We start from the raw sequence: 16,576 nt of genomic DNA on the forward strand, positions 1-16,576 counted from the left end.
TACTTTCAATTAAGTATATTAATGAAGCTAGCCATATAGCTTTATTTGCAGTTAGGGAGGGCGGTTAATGCGAGCAGTTTCAGTATATGAAGCAGAAGGCATGGTCCTTTGCCACGATGTAACAGAAATCATTCCTGGTAAGTGTAAAGGAAGAGCGTTTAAAAAAGGACACGTTATCCGAAAAGAAGACATCTCCAGATTGCTAAACATCGGTAAAGAACATATTTACGTGTGGGAAATAAACGAACAAACAATTCATGAAAATAATGCAGCAGAAAGATTGGCACATGCAGTAGCTGGATCCGGACTGGTATTTGCCAATGCTGCAGAAGGCAAAGTCGAATTAAGTGCCGCCAAAAGCGGCTTGTTAAAAATTAATACCGAGGCTCTCGAAAGAATAAACGACATTGAGCAGATTGCAGTGGCCACCTTGCATTCTAACCAGATGGTAGACATGGGCAGAAAGGTTGCAGGCTGCAAAATTATTCCCCTGGTAATTGAGACAAAAAAGATCCAACTAATTGAAGAGATATGTGCTGCTTATTATCCGGTGGTGGAGCTTAAACAACTGAATCCGTATAAGGTAGGGGTGGTAACTACCGGCAGCGAGGTTTACCATGGCCGTATCCAAGATTGTTTTGGGCCTGTGCTGAAAGATAAGTTTGAGCGTTTAGGCAGCTCCATCTTACGTCAAATCTTTGTTCCTGATGATATTTCCATGATTAGTGAAGCAATCCATAGTTTACTTATGGAAGGCGCCGATATGATTGTTACTACAGGCGGCATGTCTGTTGACCCTGACGACGTAACCCCTTCCGGTATCCGGGCAGCTGGCGGCCGGATAGTGACATATGGAGCGCCGACTTTACCAGGAGCTATGTTTATGCTTGCTTATTTTGGGCAAGTTCCGGTGCTAGGTCTGCCTGGGTGTGTAATGTATCATAAGAGTACTATATTTGACCTGGTTGTACCACGCATATTGGCCGGCGAGGAACTGTCCCGTAAAGATATCATACGGCTTGGTCATGGTGGGTTGTGCCTGGTATGCGAAGAATGCCGTTATCCAGAATGTGGGTTTGGAAAAGGTATATAATAATCTGGTTTAGGAAGTCACGTGTATTTCGGGGATATGTCAATCCCCTGAGATATAAGAACATTCATAAAGGAGAGAGAGAAAACAGATGCAAAAGAAGATTCTGAACATCAATGGCCTTCCCAGAACGTTAATTGTTGACCCTGAAGTCAGTCTGGCAAGCGTGCTTCGCGAACAACTTCTCCTGACCGGCTGTAAGGTTGGCTGTAATCAAGGTCAATGCGGCACTTGTTCTATTATCATGGATGGCAGAGTTGTAAGGTCTTGTGTTGTGAAAATGAAGAGGGTGCCTGATCAAGCTGTTATAACCACCATCGAAGGTCTTGCTACACCCGACAATCTTCATCCGCTGCAAGTAGCCTGGATGGCATACGGTTGCGCCCAATGCGGTTTCTGCAGTCCTGGCTTTATTCTGTCGGCAAAGGTTTTGCTTGACGAGAATCCCAATCCAACCAGAGAAGAGGTTCGCGAATGGTTCCAGAAGAACCGTAATGCATGCCGTTGTACCGGTTATCAGCCGTTAGTTGATGCTGTTATGGCAGCAGCTAAAGTTGTTCGCGGTGAAATGCGTAAAGAAGATCTGTTATTTAAGCCTGTTGGCAACAAGATCTATGGAACAACCTATCATCGTCCGTCTGCTTTGCAAAAAGTTACCGGTACCTGGGACTACGGTGCCGATGTCAACCTGCAAATGCCTAAAGGTACCTTACGTCTGGCCTTGGTTCAAGCGGAAGTCTCCCATGCTAATATTAAGGGGATTGATACTTCTGCAGCCGAAAAAATGCCTGGCGTTTACAAAGTAGTTACTCATAAAGACGTTAAAGGTAAAAACCGGATTACAGGTCTAATCACCTTCCCAAGTAATAAAGGCGACGGCTGGGATCGCCCGATCCTTAATGATGAGAAAGTATTCCAGTTTGGAGACGCTATCGCTATTGTTGCCGCCGATACTGTAGAGCATGCTAAAGCAGCTGCTGCCGCAGTTAAGGTTGACCTGGAAGTATTGCCAGCTTACATGAGCGCTCCTGCTGCCATGGCTCCGGATGCTATTGAAATTCATCCTGGCACCCCTAATATTTACTATGAACAAGGCGTTGTAAAAGGTGAAGACACTAAGCCGTTCATGGCAGACCCCAATATTGTTACTGCAGAAGCTGAGACCTACTGCAGCCGTCAGCCGCACCTTCCGCTCGAGCCTGATACCGGCTGCGCCTATATGGATGAAGAAGGCCGTCTGACTATTCATTCCAAGAGTATTGCCCTTCACCTGCATCATGCCATGATTGCTCCCGGCATCGGCATTGAGCCGGAAAAGCTGCGTCTTGTTGCTAACCCGACCGGCGCTACCTTTGGCTACAAGTTCAGTCCGACCAACGAAGCATTGCTCGGCGTTGCTTGCGTAGCTTGCGATGGCAAGCCTGTTTCTCTTGACTTCACCATGTATCAGCAAATTACGTATACTGGTAAGCGTTCACCTGCCCTTGTAAAATGCAAGCTCGCCGCCGATAAAACAGGTAAATTGGTAGCAATGGAAACCGACTGGTGGCTTGACCATGGTCCGTACAGTGAATTTGGTGACCTCAACACTGTACGTCAAGGTCAGTTTACTGGTGCAGGTTATAATATTCCGAACATTCGCGGAAAAGGCCGCACTGTTTGCACTAACCATGCTTGGGGCTCAGCCTTCCGCGCTTATGGCTCGCCTAAAGCCTTCCTGTCTTCAGAAATCGCTATCGACATTTTGGCCGAAAAACTTGGCATGGATCCATTTGATCTGCGTTATAAGAATATCTACCGTCCCGGTTCTACCACTCCTACCGGCCAGGTACCGGAAGTATTCTGTTTAGAAGAAATGATGGATATACTCCGTCCGTTGTACGAAGAAGCTAAAAAGCGTTGTAAAGAACTCTCAACCCCTGAAAAGAAACGTGGCGTTGGTTTGGGAGTCGGTATGTATGGCTGCGGTCTTGACGGCCCTGACGGTTCTGTATGCTGGGTTGAACTTAACAAAGATGGTACTGTAAGTATTGGCGACTCCTGGCAAGATCATGGTCAAGGTGCCGATCTTGCAACTTTGACCCACGCTCATGAAACCCTCCGTCAGATGGGTATTGCGCCAGAACAAATCAAGCTTGTTATGAATGACACGGCCTTTACACCTGCTAGCGGTCCGTCCGGCGGCAGCCGCCAAAACGTTATGACTGGTAACGCCATTCGCGTTGGTTGCGAAATGCTTGTGAACGCAATGCGTAAAGCTGACGGAACCTTCCGTACTTATGACGAAATGGTCGCTGAGAACATCCCCGTTCATTACGAAGGTAAATGGGCTGCCTCCATGTGCACTGACTGCAGTCCTGAAACCTGCCAAGGCGACCCATTCTGCTGCTATGTATACGAACTCTTTATGCCTGAAGTTGAAGTTGATATGAAGACCGGTAAAGCAACAGTAGTTGATTTTACTACTGTTATTGATTGCGGTACAATTACCAATAAGCAAACTACTGATGGGCAAGTATATGGCGGTCTGGCCCAAGGTATTGGTCTTGCTCTTACTGAAGACTTTGAAGATCTCAAAAAGCATACCAGTTTAGTTGGATGCGGCCTGCCGTTTATCAAAGACGTTCCTGATAACATGAAAATCATCTATGTCCAGACCCCGCGTGAACATGGCCCGTATGGTGCTTCCGGCATAGGAGAAGGCCCTCTGACCTCTCCACATCCTGCTATTCTTAATGCTATCTACAACGCTTGCGGCGCTCGGGTGCAGTCAGTACCTGCACTGCCTGAAAAAATTCTGGCAGCTATGCCAAAAAAATAATTTCATCACTGGGAAGTATATAGTTGATTGATAACCAACAATATCTATGAGTTTTAAGTAAGCAGCCTAAAACGAACTGGGAAGCCAAGCCGGTTTTCCGTTCGTTTTAGGTTTCCCCTATATGTAAGAAACTTTAATTATTTATCCGATGACTAACCCGCTCTAAGACTCCCGCCCTCTAAAGGCGGGAGTAAGAGCGGCTAAGTCCCTGGATAAGGTCGACTAAACTTCAGATGGGGTTAAAACCCCACCTGAAGCTAAGTCTCTCTTTATTAAAAATTAAAGGAAACGAGAGAATAGTATGGATCAAAAATTATTGCGTGAACGGGAAGCAAAATGCGTCCAAGATAATCCGCCAGGCTGCACTGCCGGGTGTCCGGTCCATGTTGATGTCCGGGGCATGATCGCTGCTGTTCGTAAAGGTGACTTCGCGTCAGGCTTTGCTTTGTTTAACAGAATGGTTCCTTTTACGGGAATTATTAGCAGGATTTGCGACCAACCCTGCCGGCAAGGTTGCAAACGAAACGAGCTTGATGAGCCTATTTATATTAGTGCCATAGAAAAAATATGTGTTGATAATAATTCATCTGCACCCAAAATGGCGATTCCACCACTAAAAAGTCAAAAGGTAGCAGTAGTGGGAGCAGGTTTGAGCGGTTTGACTGCGGCAGTAGAGCTTACCCGCAAAGGGTACAAGGTGGTAATTTTTGAAGCAACCGACCGTTTAGGGGGAAGTATCTGGGATATTCCGGAAAACCAGTTGCCCCGGCAATTGATCCACAACGATTTTCAAATTATAGAAAAATTATCTTTAGAAATACATTATAAAACAGTAATAGGCAACAACACCGACGCAACTATGACATTTGTCAACCTATGCGAGAATTTTGACGCTGTCTATCTGAGCGCAGGCTGCAAGAATACAAATTCTCGGGACTTTGGACTTGCAGTAGATGAAAGTGAGAAGCTGGTAATTGATTCTTTCACTTTGGCGACAAGTCATCCCAAGGTCTTTGCTGGTGGCAGTTTGCATTTGGGCTGCGAAGGCAGATCCCCAATCTTATCGATTGCTGATGGGAAAATTGCCGCAAATTCGATTGACCGGCATTTGCAAAATGTTTCACTTACTGCTAATAGACAAGCGGCAGGACCATATAAGACAACTCTTTATACCAATATTGCCGGTGTTAAACCACAACCTATGGTAAAAGCTGCAGACTCTTTTAACCGCTATACTGAAGAAGAGGCTTTACAGGAAGCTAACCGTTGTTTGGCCTGTGAGTGCCTTGAGTGCGCGAAAGCTTGTGAATATCTTGCTCATTTCCGTGGTTATTCCAAAAAGTGCGCACGCGAAATCTATAACAATTTGTCAATTGTAATGGGTATTCACCATGCCAACAAGTTGATAAATTCATGTAGTCTATGTGGACTTTGTGAACATGTGTGTCCTGGGAAGTTGAGTATGGCCGAAATTTGCCAGGAGGCGAGGAATATGATGGTGCAAAAGGGTAAAATGCCGCCTTCGGCGCATGATTTTGCACTGCGGGATATGCAGTTCAGTAATGGCGATGATTTTGCTCTTAATCGCCATCAGCCTGGGTTTGCGTCCAGTGAATGGGTATTCTATCCCGGTTGTCAGCTTGCTGCATCCTCACCACAATATGTAAAGAAAATTTATGAATTTCTGCGTAAACAGCTCGAGGGCGGCGTAGGGCTAATGCTGGGGTGCTGCGGAGCTCCGGCCAACTGGGCTGGGCAAGAAGTTTTATTTCAGGAAACAATGAAAAATATGGAATGTAACTGGAGAGAACTAGGAAGTCCTAAGATAATTACCGCTTGTCCGACATGTTTTAGTATGTTTAATCATAATATTTCTGATATGTCTGTGGAGAATTTATGGACATTATTAGAGCGTACCGGTTTGCCTGACAGGGTTTGGCAGGCAGCTACTCCACAAAAACTGGCTATTCATGACAGTTGTACTACAAGATATGAGCCACAGCTGCATGAGAGTGTTCGAAATATTTTAAACAAGCTGAACGTTGAAATTGAAGAATTGCCTTTTAATCGTGACAGTACAGTATGTTGCGGCTATGGAGGCTTGATGATTTATGCCAACAAGGAAGTTGCGCATAAAATAATAAACAGACGTATTGGGGAAAGCGAAACAGACTATCTTGCCTATTGTGCAATGTGTCGTGATAATTTTGCCAGTCAGGGCAAGCGCGTGTACCATTTGTTGGATTTAATCTTTGGATCTGGCGAGGACAATTTAGCAGATCAAGAAGGGCCAGGTTATTCTCAGCGCCAAGAAAACCGGGCGAAATTGAAGACAATGCTGCTGCGTGAAGTGTGGGGTGAGGCTGTGGATGAGCCACAAGTTAATATCAAAGTCATTATTCCGGAAAGTGTAAGACGTATTATGGATGACAGGCGGATTCTTGTCGATGACGTTACTAAAGTTATTGCCTACGCTGAAAGCACTGGTAACAAATTGAAACAAGATGAGAGCGGTCATTACATTGCGTATTTCCAACCTGTCAGTGTAACATATTGGGTGGAGTATTCGCCACAAGGAAATGAATTTGTTGTCTATAATGCTTATTGCCATAGATTGGAAATTACCGGATAACGGGGGAGACAAATGAGCAAAGAGGTAACTCAACAACAATTGAATATTGTTTGCGTTAAGTGCGGCATTAAACTTACGCTGGGTAAGGTAACTTTATCATATCTTGGCAGCAGTTTTCCAGTTGAGCTTTACAAATGTTCTGCGTGCGGTTTAGTCTACATTCCGGAAGAACTGGCTAATGGCAAAATGCAGCAGGTGGAGGCGGCATTGGAGGATAAATGATAACAGACGGAGTCATACGCCCTGGTGGAGTGGTGCTGACTAAACGGTTGCTTGACTATTGCGCCTTCCCGCCACTTGCCAAGATAGTTGATGTCGGTTGTGGTACCGGAATTACAGTGGAATATTTGCGCGATGTCCATGGGTTAAATGTAGTAGGTGTTGATTTGTCGGAGGAGCGCCTCAGGCAAGGGCGGGAGCGTTCAGCCGATTTGGATTTAGTTCAGGCGCCGGGGGAAGATATGCCATTTACCGACGCTTCGGTAGACGGTGTTTTAGCTGAATGCAGTTTGTCGGTTATGCAGGATATCAGCAAGGCTTTAGCTGAATTTTGTCGTATACTTACTCCTGGGGGGAAATTGGCTTTAACTGATATTTATGTTCGGAACGTGGGGGATACCTCACAAGTCGGCAATATGCCGGACTCAGGCTGTATATCCGGTTATCTCACTCATGGCAGCTTGACTAAGATGTTAAAGGAGAAAGGTTTTAAGATTATTGCATGGGAAGACCAATCTGATTTTTTGCGGGAGTTTGTTGCTTGCTTCATTATGGAGTATGGCTCAGTTGAGAAGCTTTGGCAATGTTTATCTACAAGAATCAATGACAGGCAAATATGTGAGCCAACACCAAAAACGACCAAGCTCGGTTATTTTTTGCTTGTTGCCGAAAAGAGCTAAACGAAAGGATGATTTGCATTGGAGAATAAGACATGTCCACGTTGCGCGAGTGAGATGACTGAAGTCCCGCTGTACCAATGCTGTAGATGTTTTTCCATATATTGTAAAAATTGTGAAAATACCAATGAAGGTCGGGTTTGTCCGAAGTGCAAGATGGGTTCACGATTGATACTTTCATCAAAAAAATAACGGTATAACGATCAATATTACTTATCATTTGGAGGCTGGAACAATGAATGGGCAATCAGATTCTATTGACATAATTGAAGCAGATTCAATTATTGTTGAAGTTATCGATAAACACACAGGAGAAATATTTAGAAGAAACTTGCCGGTAAATTACTTGGAGACTGATAATGGGATAATATTATCTGGTGAAGCAATGGACGGTAGTCCATCACAGATTAACTTCTTATCCGAAGCCGCCCTCACAAAAATAAATGAGCTGCTTGGTAAAGGACCGGACTCTCCCCGCTGTAATCACGAATAAATACTTGTGCAGTTAATTTGTTATGAGGGGGAGCTAGAGTGATATTTAATAAGCTGCTGCCGGTTATGGATAGTGGAGGTACAGTGGATATAGTGACTGTTATTGACAGTAGTCCGGATAACTGTAACCACATTGGACAAATGCTGCTTATTCATACGAATGGAAGGCTAGATGGTTGCCAGCTCGATAATTTTGTTAGTGAAAAAATACTGGATATAGTACGGAATACAGTATGGACAAAACCAACGACAATTTGGATTGAAGATCAGGCCGGCGGTAAGTATCGGTTTTTTTGGGATAGAATTGTGAATAAATTTCGCGCGATAGTGCTTGGCGGCGGACATATTAGCCAGCCTCTGGTGCAAATGTTGTCATTATTAGATTTTGAAGTGACGGTTATTGATGATCGCCCCGAATTCGCCAATCAGGCCAGATTTCCCGGAGTATACCGAGTTATTTGCACTAGTTTCCAGCCGGTATTGAAGGACCTGACTGTAGACAATGATACTGCCATCGTTATCGTAACCCGTGGGCACAGGTATGACATGGATTGTTTGCGCGCTACCATGCGGAGCAATGCCCGCTACTTGGGGATGATCGGGAGTCGAAGGCGGATCAGAGAGATTGTAAATCTCCTACAGGATGAAGGTGCACCAGAAGGGCTTGAAAGGCGGCTTAGAGCTCCGATTGGGTTAGACATCAAAGCAGAAACGCCTGCTGAGATAGCCGTAAGTATTGCTGCTGAAGTGGTTTCGGTTTTTCGGGGTGGTTCTGGCTGCCCGCTGAGTGGGCATAAGGAGGTATTCTGATGGATCGGACAATGGTAAACATCATTTGCGAAAAGCAAAAAAACGGAGAAAAAGCCGCTCTGGTTACTATTGTTGAAACACGCGGCTCTACACCCCGCAAGGCAGGAAGCAAAATGCTGATCTCACCTGATGGTAAAGCTTTCGGGACGATTGGGGGCGGTTGTGGTGAAGCGGAAGTTAGACGTCAGGCTTTAACCGCACTTGACGAAAACCGGTCCAGGTTATACACGGTGACGATGTTAAACGAAGTGGCTGCCGATGAAGGAATGGTCTGTGGCGGTATCATGGAGGTATTTATCCAGATCATCTAATTTGAGAGTTGCTGTTCCATGATTTATGGGAAAGGCGGGAGAGTATGACAGATGCGTTTATGAAGATGGTAGAGCTATCACAAGCAGGCTTTTATTGCAGCCAGATAATTCTCATCATCGGGCTGGAGGCTCAAGGCAAAGAAAATCCTGATGTTGTACGGGCTATGTCCGGTCTGGTCGGGGGAATGGGCTTCTGCGGTAAAACCTGTGGCGCTTTAACCGGTGGAGCATGTCTTATCGGTCTCTATGCCGGCAAGGGAACCGTCGAAGAAATGGAGGACAGCCGCGTTAACGACATGATCAGGGAACTTGTCGGATGGTTTGAAGAAGAGGCTGTTTCCCAGTATGGGGGAATTGCCTGTGATGATATTTTGGAGAAGAATCCGATGAACCGGATGGCGAGGTGTCCGCAGCTTACCATTAAGACACTTGGAAAAGTTCAGGAAATTCTATCTGCCAATGGATACGAGCTCACTGGCCAATTCGATTAGTCACACTTCAAACGTTGGCAAGTAGAGGAGGGGTATACATGAAAGGGTTTTATCAAAACGTAGTTGACCTACTTTCTTGTGGCGAGAGTATTGTATTGGCTACTATCTTTCACAGTGCGGGATCAGCTCCGCGCTCGGCTGGGGCAAAGATGGTCATACGTGCTGATGGTTCTATAATTGGAACGGTTGGCGGAGGACGCTTGGAAGCTGATACTATTGGGCTAGCGAAAAAAGTTATGGAAAGTCGGCAATCTGTAATACAGGCGTTCGACTTGACTGGGACAGATGCTGCCGGGGTTGGAATGATTTGCGGTGGGGCAGGCGAAATCCTCCTGGATTATATCGACGCTGGCGATGATGAAAACCGTAAAGTGTTTGAAGCAATTATCGCAAATATGGATAAAGCGCAAAAGGCTTGGCTGATAACTGAATTAGCTGAAGAACCGGTGGAAGGAAAAATGCGGCAGCAATGTCTGGTTAAACACGATGGAACGGTAATCGGCAGTTTTCACTGCGAGCCAGAGTTTATGGCAAAGCTGTCATCTGGTCCGGCTAAGATTTCGATCCATGCTGACATTAAGGATGGTCGTCGCTTTATCGTGGAACCTATCAGAACCACAGGTGTAGTATACTTGTTCGGAGCAGGCCATGTTTCGCAACAAATTGCGCGACTTACTGATATGGTGGGTTTTAATACAATAGTGCTGGATGATCGTCCGGCGTTTGCCAATAAGGAGCGGTTTCCCAAGGCGGAAACTGTTGTTATCGATACCTTTCAGCCTCTCCCGGAACTGGTTATCAATAAAGACAGTTATCTTGTCATTGTGACAAGAGGACATCTTCATGACAGCATTGTGCTGGAACAGGCTCTCCGGACAAGTGCCGGATACATTGGTATGATCGGCAGCAAAAAGAAACGGGATAAACTGTTTAAGTCTCTTGAGGCCCAGGGATTCAGCAAGGAGGACCTAAAACGGGTATATTCCCCGATTGGTATTGACATTTATGCCGAGACACCGGAAGAAATAGCAGTAAGCATTGTGGCTGAGTTGATCAAAGCCAGAGCGGAGCGGGAAAGATGTGTAACTGTAGAAAGATAGCAGGGTTAATTGTTGCCGCAGGATATTCATCACGGATGGGCGCATTCAAACCGCTGTTGCCATTAGGCGGTAAAACGGTGATCGAAACAGCAGTAGACAGTTTGCGTCATGGAGGAGTAACTGATGTAAGGGTGGTGGTCGGTCATCGGGCTGAAGACCTCTATCCCTTATTGGAACGGTTGAATGTTTGCGTTATTGAGAACCCGCGGTATGCTGAGGGCATGTTTTCTTCTGTTGTTGCCGGTCTTAATACCCTTGCCGGTGAAGCTGAGGCATTCTTCCTACTGCCTGGCGATACGCCGTTAATAAGAAAACGCAGTATTAAAGATATGTTGCGGGAATACCGCAAAACCGGTGCAGCCGTGGTTTACCCAGTTTTCCATGACCATAGGGGCCATCCGCCGCTTATTAGTGCTAGGTGTTTTGAAAGCATCCTCAGCGGCAATAGCGCTGGCGGTCTGCGAGATATTCTGGATCGATTTGCCGCTGATAGCGTAGAGGTTGAACTAGCAGATCAGGGTGTATTGCTTGATATAGATACAATTGAAGATTATCGGAAACTTTCGGATTTTTATGCGCAGCGGGAGATTCCGACTTATGACGAATGTCTTGCCATATTACATAAGCATAGGGTTGACAGTAGAGTATCACGGCATGGGCAGGTTGTTGCAGATGTGGGCCGCAGTATGGCAGGTCTACTTAATGGCGTAGGTTTAAATCTCAATGTTGATTTGGTTATCGCCGGGGGACTTGTACATGATCTGGCAAAGGGTAAGCCAAACCATCCCAAGCGAGGCGGGCGGATGATCAATTGTATGGGTTTTTCAGCATTGTCGGGTATTGTAGCTTCTCATATGGATATGGAGTTTGCGGCAGACTATGTCGTTGATGAGGCAGCTATTGTGTTCCTTGCTGACAAGTTAGTTCAGGGTGACAGGCTGGTAACTCTTGCTGAACGGTTTGGCCCAGCATTAAACAAGTTTTCGAGCAGTCCTGAAATTATTGATTCGGTTTTGCGAAGAATGCGGACAGCAGAAGCCATTAGCGATCGAGTATTGGGTCTTTTGGGAATCAGTAGCTTTGACGAAATGGCATTATAATAGGGGGCGAGGTCTATGAAGCCAGTTTATTTGAATAATGCCGCGACTTCATGGCCAAAGAAAGGGCAGGTGGGCGGTACCGTTGCTGCTTACATTGACGGACTTCCCTGCCATGCCGGACGTTCGGGTTTTAGCGGGTGGGATGTTACGGGACAATGCCGGGGGTTATTGGCTGGCTTGCTTCAGGTAAAGAATCCCAACCAGATTGTTTTGTGTTCTAATGCTACCTACGCCTTAAATATCGCTCTACATGGCATACACTGGCAGAGTGGAGCAGCAGTAGTAACTACTGCTGCTGAGCATAATTCTGTCCTGCGCCCGTTGCATTATCTGTCAAAAACCAAGGGGATATCCATTCATGAGGTTTCCGTTGATAGAATGGGGCGGGTCATCCTAGATGAATGGGAAGCCGCCATACAGCAATTTAAGCCCCAACTGGTTGTGTTTACTCACGCATCTAATGTTACCGGTGCGGTTAATGATGCGGCGAGGCTCGGCGAGATAGCCAAACAGGCAGGTGCCATTACTCTCTTGGACGCATCACAGAGTTTGGGCATTATTCCTGTCTTACCTGAAGTATGGGGTTTTGATATGGTGGCTTTTACCGGGCATAAGTATCTGTTAGGCCCGACTGGTACGGGAGGACTATATATAGCCCCCGGATTAGACTTAGAGCCGGTGTGGGTAGGCGGAACTGGGATACAAAGTGACCTTGACGAAATGCCGCCAGATATGCCTAGCCGTTTCGAAGCCGGCACCCCTAATGACCCCGCGTTTGCCGGTTTGGCTGCTGCTGTGACCTGGGCAAATGATCATGGTCTTGACAGCACTGAGTTACAGAGCAAGATCGAGAGGTTAGCAGCAGGCTTGGCTGCAGCAGGAGCAGACGTTATCTTTGTGGCCCCCCCGAGGACTCCAGTTGTTTCTTTTACGCTAAGGGACTGGGATGTAGGAGACGTTGGCGAAGTGCTGCACAAAAGTTTTGGTATAATCTGTCGGACCGGACTCCATTGTGCGCCGCGAATTCATTCCTACCTTGGAAGCTATCCTGCTGGTACGGTGCGGTTCAGTTTATCCCGTTTTACTACATATGAAGAAATTGACTATTGCTTAAGGGCTGTAGGCGAGATGATGCATGAAACAGGTTGAATGGAAAAAGGTTGAAAATTGCTTTAGCGGCACTAATGTATATGAATACCGTTTGCCTATTAAGGCCGATGAGGGATTTATTAATCACTTTTGCACAATTGGTTCGGTCAAATATTTTCGGAATTTTCCGCGACCATTTTTTAAGGCCGACCTTGCTGACGGTATAACGCTAAAAGGAGTTATTGCTGATTCTGTAATTAAAGTCAGCTTTCCTGATCAAGATCCGCTAGGCTGCAAGCAAAAATTTGAGTGGCTCTTGGAAGAATTGATCAAACAACATGAGACTGGCGGGGAGCGATAAATTTTAACATGGATGATATCCGAGAACAAGAAGAAGTGGTACTTTCTATAACCCAAAGTGTCTGTCCTGAATGTCTGCAACGCATTCCAGCTCAACGCGTGGCACGGGGTGACGATGTGTTTTTAAAAAAATGCTGCCCAGAGCATGGTGAGTATCAAGTACGCATCTGGCAGGGGGAAGCTGCCTACCTAAACTGGAATAGTCCCCAAATCCCGTCTTCGCCGGCAGTCTGTGCCACCGAAAAAGACCGGGGGTGCCCCTTTGACTGCGGCTTATGCCCAGATCACCGCCAGCAGACGTGCTGTGTGCTGTTGGAAGTGACAAACAAATGCAACTTGCAGTGCCCTGTCTGTTTTGCCGCATCGTTACTGGACGAGCAGGAACAACCGGACCTTGCGGTCATTGAGGGCTGGTACCGTATGCTGATGAATAGTGGTGGGCCCTACAATATTCAATTGTCAGGCGGTGAGCCAACTGTTCGTGATGATTTGCCAGAGATTATCTCAATGGGCAAAAGGCTGGGATTTGATTTTTTTCAGGTTAATACCAATGGCTTGCGACTTGCAACTGATGACGAGTATGTTGGCAGGCTGAAAGCAGCAGGACTAAATTGTGTATTCCTGCAGTTTGATGGGATGAACGACAACGTCTATACCAAGCTGCGCGGGCGGGCGCTGCTTGACATCAAGAAGCAGGTACTAGAGGTCTGCGCTGCCCATGATATTGGTGTAGTGCTTGTACCGACTTTGGTGCCTGGGGTAAACGATGAGCATATTGGTGATATTTTGAAGTTTGCCATCAGCAGGATGCCGACCGTGAGGGGAGTCCACTTTCAGCCGATCAGCTACTTTGGGAGATACCCAGAAGCCCCGGTAGATGCTGATCGTATAACCCTTCCTGAGGTTATTCGGGAGATTGAGAAACAGACTGGTGGGCAGATGAAAGCAGAGCACTTTCGCCCACCAGGTGGTGAACATGCCCATTGTTCATTTCATGGTAATTTTGCCCTTATGCCTGATGGCGATTTAAAACCTCTTCTGCCGCAAAGTACAGGTACCTGTTGCTGTACCCCTACAACTGGGGGAGCTAAGCGTGCCCGGCAGTTTGTTGCCAGGCAATGGTCGTCTGCCACCACGGCAGCATCTCGCAGCAACCAACCACGCAGTTCTGAAGGCGCCACTGGCAGCCTGACTAGTCTGGATGAGTTTTTGGAACGAGTAAGTACCTATAAGCTTGCTGTGTCAGGTATGGCTTTTCAGGATGCCTGGACCTTGGATTTGGATCGGCTAAAGCAGTGCTTTATTCATGTGGTAAGCCCAGAGGGCCGGTTGGTTCCTTTTTGCGCCTATAACCTGACAGACCGTCAGGGACGGGCTCTGTACCGGAGGGGGTTATGACAACTGATGTGCGGATAACGCCACTAGACGCTTGGATTGCTGGGAAAATGGGAACAGCAGGTGGCCGGGTGACAAGGGAACAGATCAACTGTTACCAGTTAATTCGATTAAATGAAACAATAAGCAGAGCGCGGAGCTTGAGTCCTTTCTACAGGAAGCATTTAGCCGGTATGGGGTTAAATGGTCTTACACGATTAGAACAGATTGCGGAATATCCCTTGACTACCGCAGCTGACGTGACTGCACACGCTTTGCAGATGGTATGTGTCTCGCAGAGCCAAATTAATCGGGTGGTGACCCTGAATACTTCAGGCACTAGCGGGAACCCGAAACGCATTTACTTTAGCCCTTTTGATCAGGAGCTGACAATAGATTTTTTTCAGTGTGGCATGTCAACCTTAGTTGGTCCAGGAGATAAGGCGCTTATTTTGCTGCCAGGTGAGCGTCCTGGCAGTGTGGGTGATCTATTGCTGCAGGCATTGTTGCGCCTTGGTGTTTTGCCCACTTATTACGGTCTTGTTGAGAACGTGCCGAAGGCCGTCCTGAGAATGTGTCAGGTAAAGGCAAACTGCTTGGTAGGTGTACCGGTACAAGTACTGGCAATGGCCCGCTATTGGGAAAAATGGGGCGGGAGTGAATGGGCGCCACGGTGTGCACTATTAAGTACCGACCACATCCCGGCAGCCATTACGCGCGAACTCAAGCGGATCTGGAATTGTGAAGTGTATGAACATTATGGAATGACAGAGATGGGATTAGGCGGGGGGCTGGAATGTGCCGCACATGAAGGCTGTCATATGCGGGAAGCTGATCTATATTTCGAAATTGTTGATCCGGTTTCTGCGCAGCCACTGCCAGACGGCGAGTATGGAGAGGTGGTTTTTACTACTTTAACAAGGCAAGGAATGCCACTGATTCGCTATCGAACTGGTGATATTTCGAGATTTATCGTGAATCAATGCCAGTGCGGCAGTATACTACGGCGTCTTGAACGGGTAAGGAGCCGGAAAGATGGAACAGTCTGTTTCGGGGAAGGCTGGGAGTTTACAATAGCAGATCTCGATGAAGTCCTCTTTGCCTTGCCTGAGGTCACTAATTTCACCGCTGAGGTTAACTATGGCGAAATTACAAAATTGAAATTAGTTATAGTCGTGCTAGCTGATGGTCAACCTCCAGACCAACCTTTTGCCTTAAGTGCTCTACGACAATTGCCTGCAATCCAAGCGGCAGAGCAAGCCGGGAAGCTGATGGTAGAGGTAGAGTTTGTCCGCAATTTGACTTTATCTCCCGCAAAAAGAAGCATCCGTGTAACTGGTCTGGCGAGGGAGGGTGTGGGGAGTGCGGTATAATGCGAAGGAAAAAGTTATATATCTAATTCGTCATGGTAGTATAGAAATGGAGAATAGCGAGCGGCGGTATATCGGGCAAATTGATCTGCCTTTGTCAGACGAGGGTGTGAGGCAAGCTCGCTTGCTACAAGCAGAACTTGGGGGGGAAGATATTTCGAGTGTCTTTTGCAGTGATCTGATACGCTCTGTGGATACTGCGAGGATTATTTCTGCAAGCTGGGACACAGAATTAGTAATTAGGCGCGATCTTCGGGAAATTAATATGGGTGATTGGGAGGGAAAAACTTTTCGGGAAATTGCGACATGCCATCCCGAAGAGTATGCAAAGCGGGGGAGTAATATCATCAGTTACCGTGCCCCGGGCGCTGAGAGTTTCGAAGAATGCATGTCCAGGGGTATTGCGGCATTCTCTGATATAGCCGATTCTACTGAAGGAAATATTCTTATTGTGGGTCATGCGGGGATTAACAGACTACTATTATGTCATATTCTTGGTATGCCTCTTGAAAATCTTTTCCGTATCTCTCAGGGGTATGGGTGTATTAACATATTGGCAGTTAGCGGCGGGCAATATTGCGTTAAGTTGTTAAATGGGCTTGTATATGCACCGCGGAAAGAAGTCTGATGACCTAAAAAC

At 46.6% G+C, this 16,576-nt stretch carries 16 protein-coding genes; all 16 read left to right on the forward strand.

Annotated elements, in window-relative coordinates; genetic code table 11:
• Positions 1-67: 67 nt before the first annotated feature.
• The 16 genes from B9A22_RS21785 (at position 68) to B9A22_RS21860 (ending at position 16,564) form a co-directional block, all read left to right on the forward strand.
• Positions 68-1,093 carry a molybdopterin-binding protein gene (locus tag B9A22_RS21785; protein ID WP_084578056.1) on the forward strand — a complete coding sequence of 342 codons (1,026 nt, stop codon included), beginning with the start codon at positions 68-70 and terminating at the stop codon, positions 1,091-1,093.
• An 88-nt stretch (positions 1,094-1,181) separates the two neighbouring features.
• Entirely contained in the window at positions 1,182-3,911 is a 2,730-nt protein-coding gene (locus B9A22_RS21790; RefSeq protein ID WP_084578057.1) for a molybdopterin-dependent aldehyde oxidoreductase, read from the forward strand.
• A gap of 301 nt (positions 3,912-4,212) precedes the next feature.
• The gene (locus tag B9A22_RS26440) at positions 4,213-6,543 is read left to right on the forward strand and encodes a pyridine nucleotide-disulfide oxidoreductase/dicluster-binding protein (RefSeq protein WP_084578058.1); all 2,331 of its coding nucleotides are present in this window, start codon (positions 4,213-4,215) and stop codon (positions 6,541-6,543) included.
• A 12-nt stretch (positions 6,544-6,555) separates the two neighbouring features.
• On the forward strand, positions 6,556-6,765 hold the full coding sequence (locus tag B9A22_RS21800; RefSeq protein ID WP_084578059.1) for a DVU_1557 family redox protein: 210 nt from the start codon (positions 6,556-6,558) through the stop codon (positions 6,763-6,765).
• Complete coding sequence (gene trsM / locus B9A22_RS21805; protein ID WP_084578060.1) at positions 6,762-7,442, forward strand: DVU_1556 family methyltransferase; 681 nt, start codon at positions 6,762-6,764, stop codon at positions 7,440-7,442. The genes B9A22_RS21800 and trsM overlap by 4 nt, the downstream gene beginning before the upstream one ends.
• Before the next feature lie 232 nt (positions 7,443-7,674).
• Positions 7,675-7,932: a hypothetical protein gene (locus B9A22_RS21810; RefSeq protein ID WP_084578061.1), complete on the forward strand. Its 258-nt coding sequence runs from the start codon at positions 7,675-7,677 to the stop codon at positions 7,930-7,932.
• 38 nt (positions 7,933-7,970) lie between these two features.
• On the forward strand, positions 7,971-8,741 hold the full coding sequence (locus B9A22_RS21815) for an XdhC family protein (protein WP_084578062.1): 771 nt from the start codon (positions 7,971-7,973) through the stop codon (positions 8,739-8,741).
• A complete protein-coding gene (locus B9A22_RS21820; protein ID WP_084578063.1) occupies positions 8,741-9,052 on the forward strand; it encodes an XdhC family protein in 312 nt (103 codons plus the stop codon). The genes B9A22_RS21815 and B9A22_RS21820 overlap by 1 nt, the downstream gene beginning before the upstream one ends.
• A 44-nt stretch (positions 9,053-9,096) precedes the next feature.
• A complete protein-coding gene (locus B9A22_RS21825; protein WP_084578064.1) occupies positions 9,097-9,543 on the forward strand; it encodes a DVU_1555 family C-GCAxxG-C-C protein in 447 nt (148 codons plus the stop codon).
• A gap of 38 nt (positions 9,544-9,581) precedes the next feature.
• Entirely contained in the window at positions 9,582-10,643 is a 1,062-nt protein-coding gene (locus B9A22_RS21830) for an XdhC family aldehyde oxidoreductase maturation factor (protein ID WP_084578065.1), read from the forward strand.
• Positions 10,622-11,743, forward strand: coding sequence for a DVU_1551 family NTP transferase (locus tag B9A22_RS21835; RefSeq protein ID WP_084578066.1), 1,122 nt, complete (start codon positions 10,622-10,624; stop codon positions 11,741-11,743). Before B9A22_RS21830 ends, B9A22_RS21835 begins: the two co-directional genes overlap by 22 nt.
• A 15-nt stretch (positions 11,744-11,758) precedes the next feature.
• On the forward strand, positions 11,759-12,892 hold the full coding sequence (locus B9A22_RS21840; RefSeq protein ID WP_084578067.1) for an aminotransferase class V-fold PLP-dependent enzyme: 1,134 nt from the start codon (positions 11,759-11,761) through the stop codon (positions 12,890-12,892).
• Positions 12,879-13,193, forward strand: coding sequence for a hypothetical protein (locus B9A22_RS21845; protein ID WP_084578068.1), 315 nt, complete (start codon positions 12,879-12,881; stop codon positions 13,191-13,193). Before B9A22_RS21840 ends, B9A22_RS21845 begins: the two co-directional genes overlap by 14 nt.
• Before the next feature lie 8 nt (positions 13,194-13,201).
• A complete protein-coding gene (gene trsS, locus B9A22_RS21850; protein WP_084578069.1) occupies positions 13,202-14,590 on the forward strand; it encodes a radical SAM (seleno)protein TrsS in 1,389 nt (462 codons plus the stop codon).
• A complete protein-coding gene (locus B9A22_RS21855; protein ID WP_084578070.1) occupies positions 14,587-15,939 on the forward strand; it encodes a DVU_1553 family AMP-dependent CoA ligase in 1,353 nt (450 codons plus the stop codon). The genes trsS and B9A22_RS21855 overlap by 4 nt, the downstream gene beginning before the upstream one ends.
• Positions 15,929-16,564 (forward strand): histidine phosphatase family protein, encoded by a 636-nt coding sequence (locus tag B9A22_RS21860; protein WP_245824100.1) that lies wholly within the window; start codon positions 15,929-15,931, stop codon positions 16,562-16,564. Before B9A22_RS21855 ends, B9A22_RS21860 begins: the two co-directional genes overlap by 11 nt.
• The last annotated feature ends 12 nt before the right edge of the window (positions 16,565-16,576 follow it).

This window comes from Sporomusa malonica, from assembly GCF_900176355.1.
Taxonomy (GTDB): Bacteria; Bacillota; Negativicutes; order Sporomusales; family Sporomusaceae; genus Sporomusa; species Sporomusa malonica.